At 70.9% G+C, this 21,114-nt stretch carries 21 protein-coding genes, 1 tRNA gene and 1 pseudogene; 16 read left to right on the top strand and 7 right to left on the bottom strand.

What is annotated here, in order from left to right; translation table 11 throughout:
* The first annotated feature begins 35 nt into the window (after positions 1-35).
* Positions 36-551, top strand: coding sequence for an O-acetyl-ADP-ribose deacetylase (locus Nocox_RS03740; RefSeq protein ID WP_020544669.1), 516 nt, complete (start codon positions 36-38; stop codon positions 549-551).
* On the opposite strand, the gene Nocox_RS03745 is transcribed toward Nocox_RS03740, so the two are convergent.
* From Nocox_RS03745 to Nocox_RS03755, 3 genes are all read right to left on the bottom strand, one after another.
* The gene (locus Nocox_RS03745; protein WP_157383190.1) at positions 548-2,812 is read right to left on the bottom strand and encodes an AbfB domain-containing protein; all 2,265 of its coding nucleotides are present in this window, start codon (positions 2,810-2,812) and stop codon (positions 548-550) included. The genes Nocox_RS03740 and Nocox_RS03745 overlap by 4 nt on opposite strands.
* A 113-nt stretch (positions 2,813-2,925) precedes the next feature.
* Entirely contained in the window at positions 2,926-3,717 is a 792-nt protein-coding gene (locus tag Nocox_RS03750) for a methylase (RefSeq protein ID WP_020544667.1), read from the bottom strand.
* Positions 3,718-3,727: 10 nt separating this feature from the next.
* Positions 3,728-4,468, bottom strand: a complete 741-nt coding sequence (locus Nocox_RS03755) for an SDR family NAD(P)-dependent oxidoreductase (protein ID WP_020544666.1) — start codon at positions 4,466-4,468, stop codon at positions 3,728-3,730.
* Between the two features lie 150 nt (positions 4,469-4,618).
* Here Nocox_RS03755 and mshA point away from each other — a divergent pair, with 150 nt between their 5' ends.
* From mshA to Nocox_RS03770, 3 genes are read left to right on the top strand one after another with little or no spacing between them, the layout of a single operon-like run.
* Positions 4,619-5,857 (top strand): D-inositol-3-phosphate glycosyltransferase, encoded by a 1,239-nt coding sequence (gene mshA / locus Nocox_RS03760; protein WP_020544665.1) that lies wholly within the window; start codon positions 4,619-4,621, stop codon positions 5,855-5,857.
* Positions 5,858-5,868: 11 nt separating this feature from the next.
* A complete protein-coding gene (locus Nocox_RS03765) occupies positions 5,869-6,372 on the top strand; it encodes a type III secretion system chaperone family protein (RefSeq protein ID WP_020544664.1) in 504 nt (167 codons plus the stop codon).
* Between the two features lie 36 nt (positions 6,373-6,408).
* Positions 6,409-7,152, top strand: coding sequence for a phosphoglyceromutase (locus tag Nocox_RS03770; RefSeq protein ID WP_026214637.1), 744 nt, complete (start codon positions 6,409-6,411; stop codon positions 7,150-7,152).
* Positions 7,153-7,189: 37 nt separating this feature from the next.
* Here the strand turns inward: Nocox_RS03770 and phoU are convergent, their stop codons facing one another.
* Positions 7,190-7,834: a phosphate signaling complex protein PhoU gene (gene phoU, locus Nocox_RS03775; RefSeq protein WP_020544662.1), complete on the bottom strand. Its 645-nt coding sequence runs from the start codon at positions 7,832-7,834 to the stop codon at positions 7,190-7,192.
* Positions 7,835-7,967: 133 nt separating this feature from the next.
* On the opposite strand from phoU, the gene Nocox_RS03780 reads away from it, so the two are divergent.
* Together Nocox_RS03780 and Nocox_RS03785 are read left to right on the top strand one after the other, a co-directional pair.
* The gene (locus Nocox_RS03780; RefSeq protein ID WP_020544661.1) at positions 7,968-9,143 is read left to right on the top strand and encodes a sensor histidine kinase; all 1,176 of its coding nucleotides are present in this window, start codon (positions 7,968-7,970) and stop codon (positions 9,141-9,143) included.
* 63 nt (positions 9,144-9,206) lie between these two features.
* A complete protein-coding gene (locus Nocox_RS03785) occupies positions 9,207-9,899 on the top strand; it encodes a response regulator transcription factor (protein ID WP_020544660.1) in 693 nt (230 codons plus the stop codon).
* Between the two features lie 54 nt (positions 9,900-9,953).
* Here the strand turns inward: Nocox_RS03785 and Nocox_RS03790 are convergent, their stop codons facing one another.
* The gene (locus tag Nocox_RS03790; RefSeq protein WP_157383189.1) at positions 9,954-10,535 is read right to left on the bottom strand and encodes a copper chaperone PCu(A)C domain-containing protein; all 582 of its coding nucleotides are present in this window, start codon (positions 10,533-10,535) and stop codon (positions 9,954-9,956) included.
* Positions 10,536-10,809: 274 nt separating this feature from the next.
* Here Nocox_RS03790 and Nocox_RS03795 point away from each other — a divergent pair, with 274 nt between their 5' ends.
* The 4 genes from Nocox_RS03795 (at position 10,810) to Nocox_RS03810 (ending at position 12,632) form a co-directional block, all read left to right on the top strand.
* Entirely contained in the window at positions 10,810-11,292 is a 483-nt protein-coding gene (locus Nocox_RS03795) for a CarD family transcriptional regulator (protein WP_020544658.1), read from the top strand.
* 17 nt (positions 11,293-11,309) lie between these two features.
* Positions 11,310-11,783 (top strand): 2-C-methyl-D-erythritol 2,4-cyclodiphosphate synthase, encoded by a 474-nt coding sequence (gene ispF / locus Nocox_RS03800; RefSeq protein ID WP_020544657.1) that lies wholly within the window; start codon positions 11,310-11,312, stop codon positions 11,781-11,783.
* Positions 11,784-11,970: 187 nt separating this feature from the next.
* Entirely contained in the window at positions 11,971-12,267 is a 297-nt protein-coding gene (locus Nocox_RS03805) for a GlsB/YeaQ/YmgE family stress response membrane protein (protein WP_020544656.1), read from the top strand.
* A gap of 137 nt (positions 12,268-12,404) precedes the next feature.
* On the top strand, positions 12,405-12,632 hold the full coding sequence (locus Nocox_RS03810; protein ID WP_371251302.1) for a GlsB/YeaQ/YmgE family stress response membrane protein: 228 nt from the start codon (positions 12,405-12,407) through the stop codon (positions 12,630-12,632).
* A 171-nt stretch (positions 12,633-12,803) separates the two neighbouring features.
* On the opposite strand, the gene Nocox_RS43620 is transcribed toward Nocox_RS03810, so the two are convergent.
* Positions 12,804-14,369 carry a DUF2637 domain-containing protein gene (locus Nocox_RS43620; protein ID WP_020544654.1) on the bottom strand — a complete coding sequence of 522 codons (1,566 nt, stop codon included), beginning with the start codon at positions 14,367-14,369 and terminating at the stop codon, positions 12,804-12,806.
* Between the two features lie 53 nt (positions 14,370-14,422).
* Between Nocox_RS43620 and Nocox_RS03820 the strand changes: the two genes are divergently transcribed.
* From Nocox_RS03820 to Nocox_RS03845, 6 genes and pseudogenes are all read left to right on the top strand, one after another.
* Positions 14,423-14,809, top strand: a complete 387-nt coding sequence (locus Nocox_RS03820; protein WP_020544653.1) for a PPOX class F420-dependent oxidoreductase — start codon at positions 14,423-14,425, stop codon at positions 14,807-14,809.
* Between the two features lie 43 nt (positions 14,810-14,852).
* On the top strand, positions 14,853-16,244 hold the full coding sequence (gene cysS / locus Nocox_RS03825) for a cysteine--tRNA ligase (RefSeq protein ID WP_020544652.1): 1,392 nt from the start codon (positions 14,853-14,855) through the stop codon (positions 16,242-16,244).
* A gap of 72 nt (positions 16,245-16,316) precedes the next feature.
* Positions 16,317-17,294, top strand: coding sequence for a 23S rRNA (guanosine(2251)-2'-O)-methyltransferase RlmB (rlmB, locus tag Nocox_RS03830; protein WP_026214635.1), 978 nt, complete (start codon positions 16,317-16,319; stop codon positions 17,292-17,294).
* A 20-nt stretch (positions 17,295-17,314) separates the two neighbouring features.
* Positions 17,315-17,387: transfer RNA gene (locus Nocox_RS03835), tRNA-Thr, on the top strand.
* Positions 17,388-17,440: 53 nt separating this feature from the next.
* Positions 17,441-17,569: pseudogene (locus Nocox_RS03840) on the top strand (zinc ribbon domain-containing protein); the annotation flags it as partial.
* 177 nt (positions 17,570-17,746) lie between these two features.
* Positions 17,747-19,408, top strand: coding sequence for an IS1182 family transposase (locus Nocox_RS03845; protein WP_219495547.1), 1,662 nt, complete (start codon positions 17,747-17,749; stop codon positions 19,406-19,408).
* Between the two features lie 40 nt (positions 19,409-19,448).
* Here the strand turns inward: Nocox_RS03845 and Nocox_RS03850 are convergent, their stop codons facing one another.
* On the bottom strand, positions 19,449-21,068 hold the full coding sequence (locus Nocox_RS03850) for a serine/threonine-protein kinase (RefSeq protein ID WP_020544811.1): 1,620 nt from the start codon (positions 21,066-21,068) through the stop codon (positions 19,449-19,451).
* Positions 21,069-21,114: the final 46 nt, after the last annotated feature.

Consider the following 21,114-nt stretch of genomic DNA (forward strand, 5'->3'; position numbering starts at 1 on the left):
CACAGACCGGATCGTTACCGGGTAGAGGAGCGGGCATGGACATCACGCTGGTCAAGGGCGACATCACCGCGCAGGCGGTGGACGCCGTCGTCAACGCCGCCAACTCCTCCCTCATGGGCGGCGGCGGCGTGGACGGCGCCATCCACCGGCGCGGCGGCCCCGACATCCTGCGGGCCTGCCGTGAGCTGCGCGCCGGCCGGTACGGGCGCGGCCTGCCCACCGGGCTGGCCGTGGCCACCACCGCGGGCCTGCTGCCCGCCCGCTGGGTGATCCACACGGTGGGGCCCGTCCACTCGGCCGCCGAGGACCGCTCGCACCTGCTGGCCTCCTGCTACCGCGAGTCGCTGCGGGTGGCCGACGAGCTGGAGGCCGCCACGGTGGCCTTCCCCGCCGTCTCGACCGGCATCTACGGCTGGCCGATGGACGACGCCGCCCGCATCGCCGTGGCGGCGGTGCGGGCGGCGGAGCGCTCGGTGACGTCGGTGACGGAGGTCAGGTTCGTGCTGTTCGACTCCGCGGCGTACGAGGTCTTCGCGGCGCGGCTCGGCTAGGGAGCCCACGGGGGAGCGACGGCCCAGGTCACGTCCTGGTCGTAGCTCGCCGCCGCGTCGAAGGCGTGCCCGCCGCCCGCCACCGCGATGTACACGGCCTCGGCGTAGTGCCGCACGGCGTGCCCCGCGATGTTGGACGACTCCAGCGTCACCCCGGCCGCCCCCGCCCGCGGCGGCTGCGCGCAGAAGGTGGCGTCCTGGTCGAACAGCGCGGTGCCGTCGCGGGCGTCCTTGCGCAGCCGGAAGTCGGCGTGCCGCAGGTAGTGCCCGGCGAAGTTGCGCGACTCGAAGGACAGGCAGGAGGCGTCGGCGAGGCCCGCCCGGACCCGGAACGTGGCGTCCAGCCTCAGCGTGTCGGCGCTGCCCGCGGTGACGACGTCGGTCCTGGCCAGGCCGTTCCGGTGGCGCAGGAAGCGGTCGGTGTGGCCGGGCGTGGTGACGCGGAGCGAGACCAGCTCCCCGGCGGCCGGCGTGGTGGCCGAGGCGATCACCTCGCGGTTGACGGCGCGGACGCGGGCGGCGTCCACCTTGAGCACCCGGCGGTCGTACGTCCACAGGCCGTTGACCTCGTTCTCCACGTCCACGGGCTGGGTGTAGATCGCGGCGGACAGGCCGTTGTCCCTGACGAGCGGCTTGAGCCGGCGGTGGATGGAGACGTACCGGTCGGTGAGCGCCGTGGGGCTCGCCGTCATCTCGTACGCGAAGCCCGTGCCCGGCCACTGGTGCCCGGGGCTGAGCAGGCCCAGGCCGCCGAACTCGCCCAGCACCGCGACCCGGCTCGCGCTCGGCCGCTGCGGGGTGCCGGGGCCGACGTAGATGTGGTCGTCCACCAGGTCGCCGTTGCCGCCGTCGAAGCCGCAGCAGTTGGAGCCCGAGTTGTTGTTGACGAGGCGGCTCGGGTCCCAGCTCTTGACCAGGTCGGCGATCCGGGCGGGGTCGTACTCGCCCCAGCCCTCGTTGAACGGCACCCACTGCACGATCGAGGTGATCCCGCGCAGGTGGTCGACGACGCGGCGCAGCTCGGACTCGAAGTTCGCGCGGTCGGCGGCCGAGGGGGTGACGCCGGTGCGCATGGAGGGCATGTCCTGCCAGACCATCAGCCCGAGCCGGTCGGCCCAGTAGTACCAGCGGGCGGGCTCGACCTTGATGTGCTTGCGCACGGTGTTGTAGCCGAGCGCCTTCTGCTGCTCCAGGTCGAAGCGGAGAGCGGCGTCGGTGGGGGCGGTGGAGATGCCGTCCGGCCAGTAGCCCTGGTCGAGGGTGCCGAGCTGGAGGACGAACCGGCCGTTCAGCGTGGGCCTGAGCACGCCGCCGACGACGGCCTTGCCCACGGAACGCATGCCGAAATATCCGGTCACGACGTCGCCGCCGCCGGTCCCGGTCAGCGTCACCCGCAGGTCGTACAGGAAGGGGTCGTCCGGCGTCCACAGCCGCGCGCCCGGCACCGGGACCCGCAGGTGCGCCCCGATCGCCCCGGTCGCGCTGCCGACCACGCTCCCGCCGGTCATGACCTCGGCCCGTACCTGCTGCCCGGACGCCCCCGTCGCGTGCACCACCAGGTCGAGCTGCCCGGCGGCCACGTCGGGCACGGTGTCCAGCCGGGTGACGCTCGCGGCGTTGACCGGCTCCATCCACACCGTCTGCCAGATGCCGGAGTGCGCGGTGTAGAAGATGCCGCCGGGGGAGCGGCGCTGCTTGCCGACGGGCGCTCCCGCCGCGTCCACGGGGGCGTGCACGCCGACGATGACCTCGTTGCTCCCGGCGCGCAGCGCGTCCGTGACGTCGAAGGAGAACGGGTCGTAGGCGCCGGTGTGCGTCCCGACCGCGACGCCGTTCACCCAGACCCTGGCCTCCCAGCTCACCGCGCCGAAGTTGAGCCGCACCCGGCGGCCGGACCACGCGGCGGGCACGGTGAAGGTCCTGCGGTACCACATGCGGTCCTCGTGCCGCTGGACGCGCGAGAGCCCCGACTCGATCGGGTACGGCACCAGCACCTGCCCGGCCAGGTCCTGCCCGACGGGCGGCGTGTCGATCGAGCTCGTGCCGGCGAACTGCCAGAGCCCGTTGAGGTTCTGCCACGCGGTCCGTACGAGCTGGGGCCGCGGGTACTCCGGCAGCGCGTTGTCCGGGGTGACCTCGGCGGTCCACGGGGTGGTGAGCGGGGGCGCGGCCAGCGCCTCCTGGACGGGCAAGGCGACGACGGCTCCGGACAGGACCAGCACCGCCGTCATCCGGCGGGCCCAGCCCGAGAATCCACGCATCTCGCGGCTCCCTTGACGAGGACGTCCCTGCGTTCCCCCGACAGGTCGTGACCGGCGTGAACGACTCCGATCGCGACGTGACCATATAACGCCGCTCCAAGGTGAGAAACAGATCAGCGAGGATCGATCGCGGCCCACGGCAGGGTCAGCTCGCCCAGCCGCCACCGCCGCCACCCGCCCAGCGGCGGCCGGTCGCACACCGGCCAGGAGCCCGCCAGGAGGCGGACGGCGGCCAGCCAGCGCTGCCGCGCCCCGTGCGCCCCGTAGGGGGCGCTCACCGCCCAGGCGTGGTCGAAGTCGCGCAGGAACGCATGGATCCGCTCACCCGGCACGTTCCGGTGGATGAGCGTCTTCGGCAGCCGGTCGGCGAGGTCGGAGGGCCGCTCGAAGGCGTCGAACCTGGCCGAGAACGTCAGCGTGCGCGGCCCCTCGGGCGACAGGCCCGCCCACACCGCCCGCCGCCCGTTCTCCGAGCAGGTGCCCTCGACCAGCGCGCCGTCCGGGGCCAGCTTGCCGCACAGCACCTCCCAGTAGCGCCAGGCGTCCGCCTCGGAATACTGGCGCAGCACGTTGAACGCCCGGACCAGCGCGGGCGGCCGGTCCACGGGCAGCTCGAAGCCGCCGAGCCGGAAGCTCAGCCCCTCCCGCTCGTACGGCTTCGCCAGCGCCACCCGCGCCGGGTCGATCTCGATGCCCACCACCTCGACCCCGGGCGCCACCCGGCGCAGCCGCGTGAACAGCTCCAGCGTCGTCGTGTGCGAGGCCCCGTAGCCCAGGTCCACCACCAGGGGCCGCTCGGCCGCCCGCAGCCGCCGCCCGTGCACCGCGACGATCCAGCGGTCGCCGCGGCGCAGCCGGTTGTGGCCGGTCGTGCCCCTGGTGACGGCCCCGACGGGCTTGCTCACCGGACCCTGATCATCGGACGCGGTGCACCTTGTGCTGCGCCGCCTGGGCGCGCGGCCTGATGACCAGGCGGTCGATGTTGACGTGGGCCGGCCTGGTGACGCACCAGGCGATGGCGTCGGCGACGTCGTCGCTGCTCAGCGGGTCGGGGACGCCTTCGTAGACGCGGTCGGCGGCCTCCTGGTCGCCGCGGAACCTGGTGACCGCGAAGCCCTCGCTCCGCACCATGCCCGGCGCGATCTCCACCACGCGGACGGGCTGCCCGACCAGCTCCAGGCGCAGGGTCTCGGCCATCGAGCTCTGGGCGTGCTTGGCCGCGCAGTAGCCGCCGCCGCCCTCGTACGACACCAGGCCGGCGGTCGAGGTCAGCATCACCAGCACGCCGTCGCCCGAGTCGATCAGCTTGGGGGTGAGTGCCTGGGTCATGCGCAGGGAGCCGAGCACGTTGACGTCGTACATCTGCTGCCAGTCGGCGAGCCGCCCTTCGGCCACCGGCTCCAGTCCGAGCGCGCCGCCCGCGTTGTTGACCAGCACGTCGCAGCGCTCCAGCGAGGCCGCGAGCGCGTCCACCGACTCCTGGGAGGTCACGTCGAGCGGCACCGCCCGGATGCCGGGCACCTCGGCGGCCAGCTTGTCGAGCCGGTCGCGCCGGCGCGCCCCGGCCACCACGTCGTATCCCTCGGCGGCGAGCCGGCGCGCCGTCGCCTCGCCGATGCCGCTGCTCGCCCCGGTCACCACAGCCGTCTTCCGCATGTCCCACATCCTGCCAGCGCGCGGCCGTCGCGTCCGACGTGCCCCCGGTGTGGCCGCTTGTCGGGAATGTCGTAAAAATGCGGATGGTTAGCAGCTAGGAGGTGATGTCGAGTGAGGCGACGACGGGTCAGCCGGGTCGCGACCATCAGCATGCACACGTCACCGCTGGACCAGCCCGGGACGGGCGACGCCGGCGGCATGAACGTGTACATCGTCGAGTCCGCCAAGCGGCTCGCCGAGCACGGCGTGGAGGTGGAGATCTTCACCCGCGCCACCGCCCGCGACCTGCCCCCCGTGGCCGAGCTCGCCCCCGGCGTCCTCGTCAGGCACGTCACCGCCGGCCCGTACGAGGAGATGGACCGCGCCGACCTGCCCGCCCAGCTCTGCGCGTTCCTGTCCGAGGTGCTGCGCATCGAGGCCATGTACGACCCCGGCCGCTACGACGTCATCCACTCCCACTACTGGCTCTCCGGCCAGGTCGGCTGGCTGGCCAAGGAACGCTGGGGCGTCCCCCTCGTCCACACCATGCACACCATGGCCAAGGTCAAGAACCTCCTGCTCGCCGCCGGCGACAAGCCCGAGCCGCAGGCCCGCGTGGTCGGCGAGGAGCAGGTCGTGCAGATCGCCGACCGCCTGGTCGCCAACACCGGCGACGAGGCCCGCGAGCTCATCGACCTGTACGGCGCCGCCGAGCAGCGCGTCGCCGTCGTCAACCCCGGCGTCAACCTCAACGTCTTCAGGCCCGGCTCGCAGGCCGCCGCCCGGCACCGCCTGGGCCTGCCGCTGGGCGCGCACGTGCTGCTGTTCGTCGGCCGCATCCAGCCGCTCAAGGCGCCGGACGTGCTGCTGCGGGCCGCCTCCCGGCTGCTCATCGAGGACCCGTCGCTGCGCGGGCGGCTCGTGGTCGCCTGCGTCGGCGGCCCGTCGGGCAACGGCCTCGCCCGCCCGTCGATCCTCGCCGAACTGGCCGTCGAGCGGGGAATCCTCGACGTCGTCCGGCTCGTGCCCGCGGTGCCGCAGCACGAGCTCGCCGACTGGTACCGGGCGGCCACGGTCACGGTCGTGCCGTCCTACAGCGAGTCGTTCGGCCTCGTCGCGCTGGAGTCGCAGGCGTGCGGCACGCCGGTCGCCGCCGCGGCCGTCGGCGGGCTGCGCACCGCCGTCAGGGACGGCGTCTCCGGCCTGCTCCTCGACACCCACGACCCGGCCGAGTGGGCGCGGGCACTGAACCGCTTCCTCACCGAGCCCGCCTGGCGCGACCGGCTCGCCGAAGGCGCCCGCGCGCACGCCGCCGCCTTCGGCTGGCAGGCCACGGCGTCCCGGCTCGTGGAGGTCTACTCGGCCGCCCTCGCCCACCTGCACAAGACGCCCGTGGCGATCAATCTGTAGCCTGCGTAACCATGCAGGATGCCACGCGAGACGCCGTACGAGAAGTCGTCGAAGCAGCGCTCAAGGCCGCGGACGTCACCTACGACGAGCCGCGCCCGGGGGCGTTCCTCGTCAAGCTCCCCGGGCAGCACAAGCTCGCCACCATGACCTGGCTCATCGTCGGCGAGCGGGTGCTGCACGTCGAGGCGTTCTTCTGCCGCAGGCCGGACGAGAACCACGAGGAGTTCCAGCGCTGGCTGCTGGAGAAGAACGGCTCCATGTACGGCGTGCACTTCTCCCTCGACCCCGTCGGCGACGTCTACCTGGTGGGCCGCGTCCCGCTGGCCGCCGTGGACGCCGACGAGGTGGACCGGCTGCTCGGCTGCGTGCTCACCTACGCCGACGACTGGTTCGACCGGGCGCTGGAGCTGGGCTTCGCCTCCTCGATCCGGCGCGAGTGGGCCTGGCGCGCCAAGCGCGGCGAGTCGCTGGCGAACCTCCAGGCGTTCGCCCGCTTCGCCGATCCCGACCGCTGAAGGCCCGCGCGGACCGGCCACCCCTAGGATTGGGCCATGGCGACTTTGGTGCTGCTACGGCATGGCGAGAGTGACTGGAACGCAAAGGGCCTGTTCACCGGCTGGGTGGACGTGAGCCTGTCCGCCAAGGGCGAGGAAGAGGCCCGCCGGGGCGGCAAGCTCCTCGTGGAGGCCGGGGTGACCCCGGACATCGTCCACACCAGCCTGCTCAGCCGGGCCATCCAGACGGCCCAGCTCGCGCTGGCCGAGGCCGATCTGGCCTGGCTGCCGGTCAAGCGGAGCTGGCGGCTCAACGAGCGCCACTACGGCGCCCTCCAGGGCAAGAACAAGGCGCAGACGCGCGAGGAGTTCGGCGACGAGCAGTTCATGCTCTGGCGCCGCTCCTACGACGTGCCGCCGCCCCCGATCGCCGACGACGACGAGTTCTCCCAGGCAGGCGACCGCCGCTACGCGCTGCTCCCGCCGGAGCTCATGCCCCGCACGGAGTGCCTGAAGGACGTCGTGGAGCGCATGCTGCCCTACTGGTACGACGAGATCGTCCCCGACCTCTCGGCCGGCCGCACGGTGCTGGTGGCCGCCCACGGCAACTCGCTGCGGGCCCTGGTCAAGCACCTCGACGGCGTCAGCGACGAGGCCATCGCGGGCCTCAACATCCCCACCGGCATCCCGCTGCGCTACGAGCTGGACGCCGACTTCCGCCCGCTCGTCAGGGGCGGCGAATACCTCGACCCGGAGGCCGCCAAGGCCGCCATCGAGGCCGTGGCCAACCAGGGCCGCTGAGGCTCACCCGCCCCGTTCTCCCGCCGGCGGCCCCCGCTCAGCTCGGGCGGGCGCCGGTGACGAGGTAGACGACGTCCTGCGCGACCCGTACGGCGTGGTCGGCGTAGCGCTCGTAGTAGCGGCCGATGAGCGTGATGTCAATGGCCGCCTCCACGCCGTGCTGCCAGTCCTTGTTGAGCAGCATCCTGAACAGCCGGCGGTGCAGCCGGTCCATCGCGTCGTCGTCCTGCGGCAGCTCCAGCGCCGACTCCACGTCCCGGGAGGCGACGCAGCTCCCGGCCTTGGTGATGAGCGCCTCGGCGATCTGGCCCATCTCCACGATCGTGGAACGCATCTGCGGCGGGATCGCCGAGTCGGGGTGGCGCAGCCGGGCCACCTTGGCGACGTGGACCGCGAGGTCGCCCATCCGCTCCAGGTCGGTGCCCATGCGCAGCGCGGTGATGACCAGCCGCAGGTCCACCGCCACCGGCTGCTGCCTGGCCATCAGGTCGAAGATGGTGGTCTCGATCTCGGCGAAGATCGCGTTGACCTCCTCGTCGCGCGAGATGACGCTCTCGGCGATCGCCAGGTCCGAGTCGAGGAGGGCCGTCGTGGCACGGGAGATGGCGGACCGGACCAGCCTGGTCATCTCGACCAGTTTGTCGGTCAGTCCTTCGAGTTCTTCATGGTAGGCGTCGCGCATGTCGTCACCGTACGAGGCGCATGATGAACGAACTCCGACCACGAGATGAACTTTCCACGAAAGGGACGTTCATCCCCTGATGGGAGGGTCTGTACCCCGAATTCGGCCGCCTACCATCGGAGACATGAGTGAGATGGCCATGAGCTTCGCGGCCCTGGCCGGGTTCGTCGTGGGAGCCCTGGCGGTCCTGTTCTACCGCAACCAGATCGAGGCCCCGAGCCGCACCGCCGCCGACGAGGGAGCGGCGTCGGGGACGGCGCTGCCGCAGGGCGTGGCCTCGGTGCTCGCGGTGCTGCCGTCCTCCGCCGTGGTGCTCGACGCGCACGACCGGGTGCTGCGGGCCAGTTCGGCCGCGCGGGCGTTCGGGCTGGTCAGAGGGGACAGGCTGATGGCCGCCGAGCTGCTCGCCCTGGCCCGCCAGGTACGCCGCGACGGCGAGATCCGCGAGAGCGAGATCGACGTCGCCGGGCACAAGTTCGGCCAGGAGACCACGAACTTCGCCGTCCGCGTCGCGCCCCTCGGCTCCTACGGCCAGGTGCTCGTCCTGGCGGAGGACCAGACCGAGCGGCGCCGCGTCGAGGCCGTGCGCCGCGACTTCGTCGCCAACGTCAGCCACGAGCTGAAGACCCCCGTCGGCGCGCTCAGCCTGCTGGCCGAGACCATCCAGGACGCCGCCGACGACCCTGAGGCCGTCACCCGTTTCGCCAACCGCATGCAGCACGAGGCGGCCCGGCTCAACTACCTCGTCCAGGACCTCATCACGCTGAGCAGGATCCAGGGCGCCGAACCCATCCCAACCCCCGGCCAGGTCACGATCGACGAGGCCGTCCAGGACGCCATCGACCACTGCAACACCAAGGCCGCGGCGAAGGACATCGCGCTCGTCACCGGCGGCACCGAGGGCCTGCGGATCTGGGGCGACGACGAACTGCTCGTCACCGCCCTGCGCAACCTCATCGACAACGCCGTCGCCTACAGCCCCGAGCACACCCGGGTCGTCGTCAGCGCCCGGCCGGCCGGTGACTCGGTCGAGATCAGCGTCAGCGACCAGGGCATCGGCATCCCGGAGGAGGCGCTGGAGCGCATCTTCGAGCGCTTCTTCCGGGTGGACGCGGCGAGGTCCCGCGCGACCGGCGGCACCGGTCTCGGCCTCGCCATCGTCAAGCACGTCGCCGTCGCGCACGCCGGCGAGGTGTCCGTCTGGAGCAAGGAAGGCTCCGGCTCCACCTTCACCCTCCGCCTGCCGGCCTTCGGCGGCACGGCGGTGGCCGTACCACCCGCAATCCCTCTGGAGGCAGCCCGTGACTGAGCGGAGCCCACGAACCATCGGACACAGCATCCTTCCGGCCGCCCGGCCGGCGAAGGAGGAGTCGTGACCCGGGTGCTCGTCGTCGAGGACGAGGAGTCGTTCTCCGACGCCCTGTCCTACATGCTGCGCAAGGAGGGGTTCGAGGTGTCGGTCGCGGCCACCGGGCCCGAGGCGCTCGACACGTTCGACCGCAACGGCGCCGACCTGGTGCTGCTCGACCTCATGCTGCCCGGCCTGCCGGGCACGGAGGTGTGCCGTTCGCTGCGGCAGCGCTCCAAGGTGCCGGTGATCATGCTGACCGCCAAGGACAGCGAGATCGACAAGGTCGTCGGCCTGGAGCTCGGCGCCGACGACTACGTGACCAAGCCGTTCTCCTCGCGCGAGCTGGTCGCCCGCATCCGGGCGGTGCTGCGCCGCCAGGGCGACGTCGTGGAGGAGCTGGAGAGCGCCGTGCTGGCCGTCGGGCCGGTGCGCATGGACGTCGACCGTCACGTGGTCGCGGTGCGCGGCGAGCAGGTGCAGTTGCCGCTGAAGGAGTTCGAGCTGCTGGAGGTGCTGCTGCGCAACGCCGGACGGGTGCTGACCCGCGGCCAGCTCATCGACCGCGTCTGGGGCGCCGACTACGTGGGCGACACCAAGACGCTCGACGTGCACGTCAAGCGCCTGCGGGCGAAGATCGAGGCCGATCCGTCCAACCCGCGGTGCATCCTGACCGTGCGCGGCCTGGGCTACAAGTTCGACGTGGTGGACGGCTGACGAAGCCCCTTGTCCCGGCACGTGTCACGGGCCGGGACAAGGGGTTTCCGATGTCTAGTGCGCCTCCTCCTCGGCGGTGGCCGAGGCGGAGGGCGTGGGCGTGGGGGCCGGGGTCGCGCCGGGGGCCGGGGGGTAGTCGGCGAACTCGCGGCTGCGCGTCACCACAGGCACGTTGAGGGACACGGTGCCGGCGTTGGCGAACTGGAGGTCCAGCTTGACGGTCTCGCCGCCCCTGAGGCTCTTGGGGATCGACTCGAGCATGAGCTGAGGGCTGGGCTTGCCGGTGTTGACGAGTTGGTTGCTGGGGATCTGGATCGGGCTCGCGACCTTGACCGTGCCCATGCCGCCGGCCGTGACGGCCTGCAGCGTGTCGGGGGTGCCGGCGGTGTTGAGGATGTTGAGATAGATCGGGGCGGAGCCGCGCCACGGGAGCTGGGCTCCGGAGTCGGGGCCGAGGATGAACGCCTGCGGGATGTGGATGCCACGCGAGCCGTAAGCGCCGTTCTCGATGAGAACCTGAGCTTCGTTAGGGGCGTACGGCTTGGCGGTGGTGGCGTCGAATCCCGCGCCGCAGCCGGCGAGCACGGGGGCAGCCAAGAACGCTGCGGCGGCGACAATCCAGCGACGGCTGGTCACGAGCGGGTACTCCTTGGGTCTTGCGCATGCGTGTCGGGGGCTCTCGCGCGTGTATCAACGGCGCGTGAGTGCAGCGCCAACCATATCGATCCGAATCCATGGTCATATCCGCGCCCCCGCAGGTCATTCGCTATGTCCGGAAATGTCAGACATAGAGTTGCACGCTTGTCAACCCCCAATATGCGGCTTTGACCTGCAGTTATGAGGATTTCACTGTTCCGGGAGGCTGTGGATGCGTGGTACCCTGGAGTACAGCGGAAGGGGTACTTGTCACATGACTTTCCAGGTCGGCGACACTGTCGTCTACCCCCACCATGGGGCTGCTCGGATCGAAGCAATCACGACGCGATCCATCAAGGGTGAGGAAAAGACCTACCTGGTGCTCAAGGTCGACAAGGGCGACCTTACCGTCCAGGTGCCAGCCGAAAACGCAGAACTCGTCGGTGTGCGCGATGTTGTCGGCCAGGAAGGCCTTGAGCGGGTTTTCGATGTCCTGCGTATGCCGCACACGGAAGAGCCGACCAACTGGTCTCGTCGTTACAAGGCCAATCTGGAGAAGCTCGCGTCCGGAGACGTGAACAAGGTCGCCGAAGTCGTTCGGGACCTGTGGCGGAGGGACCGCGAGCGTGGTCTGTCCGCGGGCGAGAAGCGCATGCTCGCCAAGGCGCGCCAGATCCTGGTCAGTGAGTTGGCGCTCGCCGAGAAGACCAATGAGGACAAGGCCGAGGCCCTTCTCGACGAGGTTCTCAACAGCTGAACACGAATCTTCCACGGGTGGGCGTCGGTGTCGACGTCCACCCGTTCGCTTCGAAGGACTCCGGGCGCGAGCTGAGCCTCGCCGGGCTGCGCTGGCCGGGGGAGCTCGGCCTTGAGGGCCACTCCGACGGCGACGCCGCCGCCCACGCCGCCTGCGATGCGCTGCTGTCCGCGGCCTCCCTCGGCGACCTGGGCCGGCTGTTCGGCACCGCCGACCCGCGCTGGGCGGGCGCCACGGGCGTCGCCCTGCTGGAGGAGACCGCCCGGCAGGTGCGCGCCGCGGGCTACGAGATCGGCAACATCGCCGTCCAGGTGATCGGCAACCGGCCGAAGCTCGCGCCACGCCGCGTCGAGGCCGAGCTCGTGCTCACCAACGCCGTGGGCGCGCCCGTGAGCATCGCCGCCACCACCACCGACGGGCTCGGGCTGACCGGCCGTGGTGAGGGCATCGCCGCCATCGCGACCGCGCTGGTGGTGAACCTCCCCGGCTAGCCGGGCGTCTCTCATGTGGGATACGTGAGGGTGTCCCGGCGGGTCGTCAGCCAGCCCGCCCCAATCGGAGGCGGCGGTTCGTCACTGGCGCGGTACGGACCGCCGCCTTCCTGGTCTTTCGGGTTGTTTGTCCGGTTTAGGGGTATGTCCTCCCGAGACATGTGAACGTCTTCGGGGGGAGCTCCACATGATCGGCGCGATTGTCTCCGCCGTGATCATCGGCGCCATCGTCGGTGCGCTGGCCAGACTGCTGGTGCCCGGCAGGCAGAACATGTCCATCGGGCTGACCCTCATCGTCGGCATCGTCGCGGCGCTGATCGGCACCCTGATCGCGCACGCGATCGGCGTGGCCGACACGAGAGGGATCGACTGGATCGAGCACCTTCTCCAGCTCGCTCTGGCCGTCATCGGCGTGCTGCTCGTCGTCCGGCTGGGCGTGAGAGGCGGTCGCGGAGGGCGTCCTCGCGGCACCCCGACGGCGTGACCTGCGCAAACCAAAAGGGGCGCATAATCGCCGGAGATCGGGTAGCGACATTCCCGTGAGAGTGAATGGGTCACCTCACGGGGAGGTTTCGAACCATGACAATCCAGTCCATCCTTGGCGCCATTGTGATTGGTGCCGTGATTGGCGCAATCGGTCGCCTGCTGCTTCCCGGTAGGCAGGCCATCGGGTGGATCCTCACCGTCGTCGTCGGCATCGTGGCCGCCCTCGTGGGCACGCTGCTCGCGCAGGTGCTGGGCGTGGAGACGACCCCCGGCATCGACTGGATCGAGCTGGTGATGCAGGTCGTCCTCGCCATCGTGGGCGTCGGCCTGGTCGCCGGCCTCAAGCGCGGCCATCGCGTCTAGCCGGCAGACAGCAAGCCGGCAACCGGCGAAACCGCACTGGCGCGCCACGCCGGGCGGACGCCAGACATACATCGGCCCGCCTCGCGCGATCGCTCGATCCCTCGGACGACGATCGCTGCGCGAGGCGGGCCTTCCTACTGCCCTGGTGCCCTGCTGCCTTTGCGGGGGCTCTCAGTCCTCAGGCTCCGGCTCTGGAGGGCGCGGAGTGCTCCGTAGACGGCCGGACGGGGCCGGGGTGTCCTCGTGGATCACGGGGTGGGGGGCGGTGTCCTCTAACTCGCCTTCAGGGGCGTCCGACGGGGACTGAGACTTGGGCTGAGCCTTGGACCTTGGCGGTTCGTCCCGGATGATGGGCTGGGGCTGGGTGTCGGCGTTCCTGGGATCGGGTCGGGGGTGGACCAGGACGTCCGTGGGCTTGTAACGGTCACCCCAGCGGACGGGGCGGGTGGGAGGCTCCTGCGGCCGAGGGGCAGCGGGCTCTTCGGCGCGGCCGGGTGCGTCTTCGTCGGCGGTGACCCGGCTGTGATGAGCGGCCTCGCGGTGGTGCGGCTGCGTTGGCTCCTGGGCCTGCTCAGCCGTGACCGCGTCCGCGAGCCCGGGCCCCGACTCCGGCTCCTGAGCTTGCAGTTCCCGGCGTTCCAGCTCCCGGCGCTCTTGCTCCTGGGACTCCGGCTCCTGGGGCGTTGGCTCCTGGGCTTTCGCCGGCTCCTGAAGCTCCGCTGACCGCCGCCCCGGAGCCCGCTCGCGACCCTCCCGAGGCCCCTCGGCCTGCTGGGACTCACCGGAGTCACCGGACTCATTGGACACATCGGACTGCTCGGAGGACTCAGGGGACCGATCGGGTTGGTCGGGGCGCTGTGCCTGGGGCGGGTCCTGGGCGGCGTGCCATTCGGCGACCTGCGCCGACACCGGGACGTCCAACGACCCGTGCTCATCCTGCCCCGCCCCCGAGGGTCCGTCGGGCGCCTGCGCCGGCTCAGCCCGTACGACGTCGTGGCGCCCTTCGCCAGGGCGGCGCCCGGGGACCGGGATCTCCTGGGTGGGGATGCCCGCTTCCCCGTCCTCCCTAGTGGACGCCGCCGCCTCGTACGGCGAGACCGGCGGCGTCTCGGGTGCCGGGGTGGGTCCGACGACCGGCGTGGGCTCGAGCACCGCAGCCGCCGCGGCCGTCGACGTCACCGAGCCCGCCGTGCCCGTGGCCACCAGCGGCGGCGGACCCGCCTCCGCCGCGCCGCGCCCCCGGCGGAACGGCACGATGTCCGTCTCCGCCGCGCCGTCGTCCTCACTGCCCGCGACCCGCCCGCCGGCCATCCGTCCACCCGACTGGACGTGCTTGATCAGCAACAGCCACAGCCACAGGGCCACGGCGAGCATGACCCACGGAGCCAGGGCCACCCCCACGGCCACCTGCCGCGCGTCGAACGCGAAGCGCGTCGCGGTGGCCACGTTGACCGCCGCCGCCGCGGTGATGAGCAGGACCATCACGGTCGCCGCCTGCACGCGCACCAGCGCACGGGCCGAGCGCAGCAGCAGCACGCACACCAGCGCGACCACGAGCAGCGCGTCGAAGGCGGCCGGGTAGAGGAAGGCGAGGTCGGTCCTGGCCTCGCCGACGACGGCGAGCGCGCGCAGGTCGTCGAACGAGAGCGCGCACGCGGCCCCGGCGAGGGCGGCGACGGCGAGCCCGGCGAGGGCGATGCCCAGGCGGCGGAGCAAAGAGGGGGGAGTCACGTCCATGGCGGTTTCGAGCCTACAGAACAATGTGATTCCGAGACCGATCAAGGAGAGACATGACCGAGTTGCCCAAGGAAGCACGCAAGCTCCTGGACGCGCCCAATTACGCCACCGTCACCAGCCTCAACCCCGACGGCGGCCCTCAGTCCACAGTGGTGTGGGTACGCCTGGACGGCGACGACGTGCTCTTCTCGACCGTGAAGGGCCGCGTGAAGCCGCGTAACTTCGAGCGCGATCCGCGGGCGAGCCTGCTGGTCATCGACCCGGACGACCCGTACCGGTATCTCGAGGTCCGGGGCTCGGTGACCATGACGCCGGACCCCGAGGGCGCCCTTATTCAGGAGCTTTCGCAGAAGTACCGGGGACAGCCGTGGGAGGACAAGCCGGGCACTGAGCGGCTTGTTGTCCGGATCCGGCCGGACAGGGTCGTGTTGCGAGGCTGATTTATCGGCCTGATGACGGCCATGAGGCGTTAGCCTTGCCTTCGTGAGCCTGCACATCTACGACACCAGCACGCGCGCCATCCGTGAATTCGTTCCGGTCGAAGCCGGCCGGGCGTCGATTTACCTGTGTGGGGCCACCGTGCAGGCTCCGCCGCATATCGGGCACATCCGCTCGGGCGTCAACTTCGACGTGCTCCGGCGCTGGCTGGCCCGTTCCGGCTATGACGTGACGTTCTGCCGCAACGTCACCGACATCGACGACAAGATCATCAGGGTGTCGGCCGAGGAGGGCGTGCCCTGGTTCGTGGTGGCCGAGCGCAACCAGCGGGCCTTCACGTGGGCGTACGACACGCTGGGCTGCCTGCCGCCGACGGTCGAGCCGCGGGCGACGGGGCACGTGCCCGAGATGATCACCCTCATGGAGCGGCTGATCGACCGCGGGCACGCCTACGCCTCCGGCGGAGACGTCTACTTCGACGTACGCTCCTGGGCCGACCACTACGGCTCACTCTCCAACCAGAAGCTGGAGAACATGCGGGGCGCGGGCGACACCGACGACGAGAGCTGCAAGCGCGACCCGCGCGACTTCGCCCTGTGGAAGGGCGAGAAGCCCGGCGAGCCCACCTGGCCCACGCCGTGGGGCCCCGGGCGTCCCGGCTGGCACCTCGAATGCTCGGCGATGGCCACGAAATACCTCGGGCCGACGTTCGACATCCACGGGGGCGGCATCGACCTGATCTTCCCGCACCACGAGAACGAGATCGCCCAGTCCCAGGCGGCCGGCGACGGGTTCGCCCGCAACTGGATGCACAACGGCCTGGTGAAGATCGGCGCCGAGAAGATGAGCAAGTCGCTCGGCAACTCGCTGCTGATCCCCGAGATGGTGCAGAAAGTACGCCCGGTCGAGCTCCGCTACTACCTCGCGGCGCCGCACTACCGCTCCTCCATCGAATACTCGGAGGAGGCGCTGCGGGAGGCGGCGGCCGCCTACCAGCGCATCGAGGGCTTCGTGACCCGCGCCGCCGAGGTCATCCACGACGTGGACGCCGACGCGCCGCTGCCGCAGGCGTTCGTGGACGCTCTCGACGACGACCTGGGCACGCCCCAGGCGCTGGCGGTCGTCCACGAGGTGGTGCGCGAGGGCAACGTGGCCCTGTCGCGTGGCGACAAGGAGGCGGTGGCCCGGCTGCTCGCCGAGACCCAGAACATGCTCGACGTCCTCGGCCTCGACCCGCGCTCCGAGCAGTGGCGCGGCATTGGCTCGGACCTGTCGCCCGTCGTGGACGCCCTGGTGGCGGTGGCCCTGGAGCAGCGCAAGGCGGCCCGCGCCCGCAAGGACTACGCGGCGGCTGACGCGATCCGCGACCAGCTGGCGGCCGCGGGCATCACGGTCGAGGACACGCCGCACGGCGCCCGCTGGGAACTGTCCCGCTGACGAAGCCTCACTCCGCGCCTCACTCCGCCCGAGTGGAGTGAGGCGCCCGGCGGCCCGAGTACCCTTGTTCCCATGGCAGCAGGCGGTAGGGCTTCGGGCAGGCCCGCGAAGAAGAAGGGCCCGACCAAGGGCACCGGGGGCCAGGTGCGCCGCGGTCTCCAGGGCAAGGGCGCGACCCCGCCTGCCGAGATGCGTCACTGGTACAAGGACAAGGCCCGCTCCGAGCGCGTGGCCCGCGAGGAGCGCGGCGGCGGCACCGGCGCCCGCCGTTCGGCCGCCGGCGCGAGCCGCCAGCGCCGCTCCGAGGACACCCCTGAGTACATCGGCGGCCGCAACCCCGTCCTTGAGGCCCTGCAGGCGGGCGTCCCCTGCACCGCCCTGTACATCGCCCAGCGCATGGACAACGACGACCGCGTCCGCGACTCCATCAAGATCGCGGCGGAGCACGGCATCGCGCTGCTCGAGGTCACCCGCGACAAGCTCGACCGCCTCACCGAGGGCGCCGTCCACCAGGGCATCGCCCTCCAGATCCCGGCGTACGACTACGCGCACCCGTCCGACCTGGTCGACCTCGCGCACGACGCCGCCGAGGCCCCGCTGATCGTCGCCCTCGACTCGGTCACCGACCCCCGCAACCTCGGCGCCATCGCCCGCTCCGCGACCGCGTTCGGCGCCCACGGCCTGCTCATCCCGTCCCGCCGCTCCGCCGGCGTCACGGCCGGAGCCTGGAAGACCTCGGCCGGCACCCTCGCCAACCTGCGCGTCGCCCGCGCCTCCAACCTGACCGCCGCCCTCCGCGAATACCGCGACGCCGGCCTGTTCGTCATCGGCCTGGACGGCACCGGCGACACCGACATCGCCGACGTCGACCTCCTGGCCGAACCGGCCGTCATCGTCGTCGGCTCCGAAGGCAAGGGCCTGTCCCGCCTGGTCCGCGAACAGTGCGACGTCCTGGCCCGTATCCCGATGGCCGCCGCCGCCGAGTCCCTGAACGCGGGCGTGGCGGCCGGAGTGGCGTTGTACGAGGTCGCTCGTCACAGGCGCCTCTAGCGTCTACACTGATAGGCCGCGCCGACGTAGCTCAATCGGCAGAGCGTCTGTCTTGTAAACAGAAGGTCAGGGGTTCGATTCCCCTCGTCGGCTCTGTAACCAGAAGCCCCTGAACAGGCGATTCGCCGTCAGGGGCTTCTTGGTTTGTCGGGTCGTGGACCTGCCCGTGCGGAGCGGTCCACGACCGGGACGTCAACGCCGCGATCAACATCCTCGCCGCCGGACGGGCGGAGAGGCTAAACGCCTGCGGAGGGACCGTAAGACCCGCCGCCTAGCGGAGGGCCGGACCCAGCGAAACAGGAAGCCACAGAGGTGCCGCACGTGCGGCACGGGCTGAATCTCCGACCTTCAGGACCCCGTTGGGGATCTCTCATTACGACCATTGTGTTCATTGAGCTATCAAATCGACACTGATGGTGAAAGGCGGCGCGTGGGCGAGGGAGACGAGATCGATGCTGGAGAAGCGACGTGGGCGACAGGTGCCCGAGCTGACGGCCCGGGTGGTCGCGGCGGCCTTCCCCAAGGGCACCCTGGCGGTGTGGCTGCGTGATGCGCTGGGCGAGGTGTTCTCCGACGAGTTGTTCGCCGAGGCGTTTCCAGCCGATGGGCGCCCGGCCATCTCGCCGGGCGCGCTGGCGGCGGTGTCGGTGTTGCAGTACGCCGACAACCTCTCCGACAGGCAGGCGGCCGAGGCGGTGCGAGCCCGGATGGACTGGAAATACCTTTTGGGGCTGGAGCTGACAGACCCGGGGTTCGACCACAGCGTGCTCAGCGACTTCCGCGCACGGCTGGCCGAGCACGGCCTGGAGGAGAAGATCTTCGAGGCGGTGCTGGAGGCAGCCGCCGCTCGCGGGCTGCTGCGCCCGCGCGGGCGGCAGCGGACGGATTCCACCAAGGTCTTGGCCGATGTGCGGCTGCTCAACCGGATGGAGTTCGTCGGCGAGGTGCTGCGCACGGCGCTGGAGGCCCTGGCCGCTGCGCACCCGTCCTGGCTTGAGGAGGTGCTGGCAGGGCAGGAGGAGCGGTGGCTGCGCCGCTATGGGGAGCGGATCGACTCCTGGCACGGGGACCTGCCTGGTGCCGATCGCGAGCAATGGCTGCGGCAGGTGGGCGAAGACGGCTTCTTCCTGCTGGAGAAGATCGAGGATGCGAAGGCGCCGGCATGGCTGCCTCTGATCCCCGCCCTGGCGGCGCTGCGCCGCTGCTGGGATGAGCAGTACCTGCGCGACGAGCACGGCGTGCAGGCCCGCGAAGGCGCACAGTTGCCGCCCGGGGCCCAGCGCATGGCCAGCCCGCACGACCCGCAGGCCCGCTACGGGGTCAAGCGCGGGCAGGGCTGGGTCGGCTACACCCTGCACGTGACCGAGACCTGCGAGGCGGACGCGCCCCGCCTGATCACGGACGTGGCCACCGGCACCGCCGCCGACGGTGATGACAGCGCCGCGCTGCCGGGCATCCACCAGCGTCTTGAGCGACGCGGTCTGCTGCCCGCCGAGCACCTGCTCGACAGCGGCTACGTCACCGCGGCGAACCTGGTCGAGGCCGCCGGCACCCGCGGCGTCGTCCTCATCGGCCCGGCCCGCCCCATCACCGCGGCCGCGGCTGACGGCCGCTTCACCCACGAGGACTTCCGCATCGACGACCAGGCGCGCACCGCCGTCTGCCCCGGCGGGCAAACCAGCATCTCCTGGGTCCCGGCCCACTCGGCCAGGGGCGTCCCCGTTATCCAGGTACGTTTCGCCGCCGCCGGCTGCCGCGCCTGCCCGCTGCGGCAGCGTTGCACCACGGCCGACAACCCGCAGTGGGGACGGACGCTGACCCTGCGCCACCCCCGCCAGCGGGCCGCCCTCCAGCAACGCCGCCACGAGCAGGACACCCCCGCCTGGCGGCACCGCTATCGGCCGCGCGCCGGCATCGAGGCCACCATCCACCAGCTGACCTCCCGCACCGGCCTGCGCCGCAGCCGCTACCACGGCCTGCAACGCACCCACCTGGGCCACTGCCTGGCCGCAGCAGCCGTCAACCTGATCCGCATCCACGCCTGGGAACACGGCATTCAACCTGATCCAACACGAAGAACCCATTTATCCCGATTGCTCGGCAGATGCGCGTAATGAGAGATCCCCAACGGGGTCCTTCAGGCCGGAGAGCGCGTCAAACGCCTGGGTCCGGATTCCAGCGCGCCCCCGCGTGGCGGGCGATGGAGCCGATGAGGGACTGATGTTCGTGCTCGGTCATGGGGCCCATCACACAGAGTGGCCAGCGGCCTGCTTTCCCTTGGGGGGAGCGGGGGTGGACCATACCTGCGGGGCTGATGGAGTTGACGCGTGTGCCCTGACTCCCCGTCACCCTGGGCTGGATGTGCAGCGCGGAGTAACTGGGGCCCCAGCGGAATTCCGCGGCCTGCTCCAACGTGACAGCCGTTACGAGGCTCCATCCGTAAGTTCGGCGACCGGTGGGGCCACCGACGGGCGTGGTATGGCGCGGGTCTGTGGTGGTGATTCCGGTGGCGTCCACGCGAAGCGACCAAGGGTGCCGCTCTTCAATCGCGCGCCGATGCCGCCTCCAGTCCGACGTAGCCGCGCAGAGCTTGCGTCCGTAGGTGGCGAGGAGAAGAACGGTGTAGGCCCCGAAGGCACCGACGAGCTGCCAGAGGACGGAGGTGTCGTTGTTCGTGAGGCGGCCGTTGTCGAGAACTGCGACAACCGCATTCCCTGTGAAGAAGTAGAGCGGCGGCAGAGCGAGGAGGGAGAAGAACAGCCAGTGGCGCCTCAGAGACCGACGATCGTGTGTCACGTAGGTGGCGATGGGCTCATGCCCGGTCCAGGCGATCTCGAAGGCGTCGTCGGTGTCAGGCGTTTGATGAGTGAGTGCGCGCGTCCGTGCAAACTGCGGCGAACGCTCAGTGCTGGGCTCGCCAGTTCCCGCGGCAGGCTTGGTGTCGCCGGATCGCAACTGTTTCAGTCGGTCGTAGACAGTTGACGCTGCTTGTGGGCGGCGGTCTGGGTCGCGTTGCAGCATGTCAACGAGCAGTCGGGCGACGGGCTCCGGGACATCCGGCCGCAGGTCGCTCAGTGGCGGTGCCTCGGTGTCGAGTTTGCGGCGGATGACGGACAGCGGGCTGCCTCCTCCGAAGGGCGGATTGCCCGTGAGCATGGCGAACAGGACACTGCCGAGGGCGTAGAGATCGGAGCGTTCGTCACCGCGCTGGTCGAGGAATTGCTCCGGTGCGCCGTACAGGGCGGTGCCGACAGGGGAGAGCATGGCGGTGGGGACGACGGTGAAGGTGTGGGCATGCGTGAAACCGGCGATGCCGAAGTCGACCACTTTGATGTGGCCGTCGGCACCGATCATGACGTTGGACGGTTTGATGTCGTAGTGGACGACGTTGGCCCGGTGCGCGGCGACGAGGGCTGCACAGATCTCCTGGGTGATCTCCAGCGCGCGCGTCGTCGACATGGGGGCTTGTTCATGAATGTGATGGCTGAGAGTGACGCCGTCGATCTTCTCCATGATGAGGAACTGCAGACCGTCATGGACGCCCCGGTCGTAGAGCGAGACCACGTGAGGGTGGTTGATCTGTGCGACTGCCACGGCTTCGCGTTCGAATCGGTGGAGCAGGTCCGGCGAAGCGTCGTCGTCGCGGATGAGCAGCTTGACGGCCACGTCACGGTGGAGGTTGCGGTCGCGGCCGGCCCACACCTCGCCCATCCCGCCTCGGCCGAGCCTTTCACGCAGCTCGTACTTGCCTGCGATCAACGTCCCGCGTTCCACTCGAACCTCCGGCACCTGTGACCCGACCCGGCGTTCACCCTGACGG

This window comes from Nonomuraea coxensis DSM 45129 (genome assembly GCF_019397265.1).
Classification (GTDB): domain Bacteria; phylum Actinomycetota; class Actinomycetes; order Streptosporangiales; family Streptosporangiaceae; genus Nonomuraea; species Nonomuraea coxensis.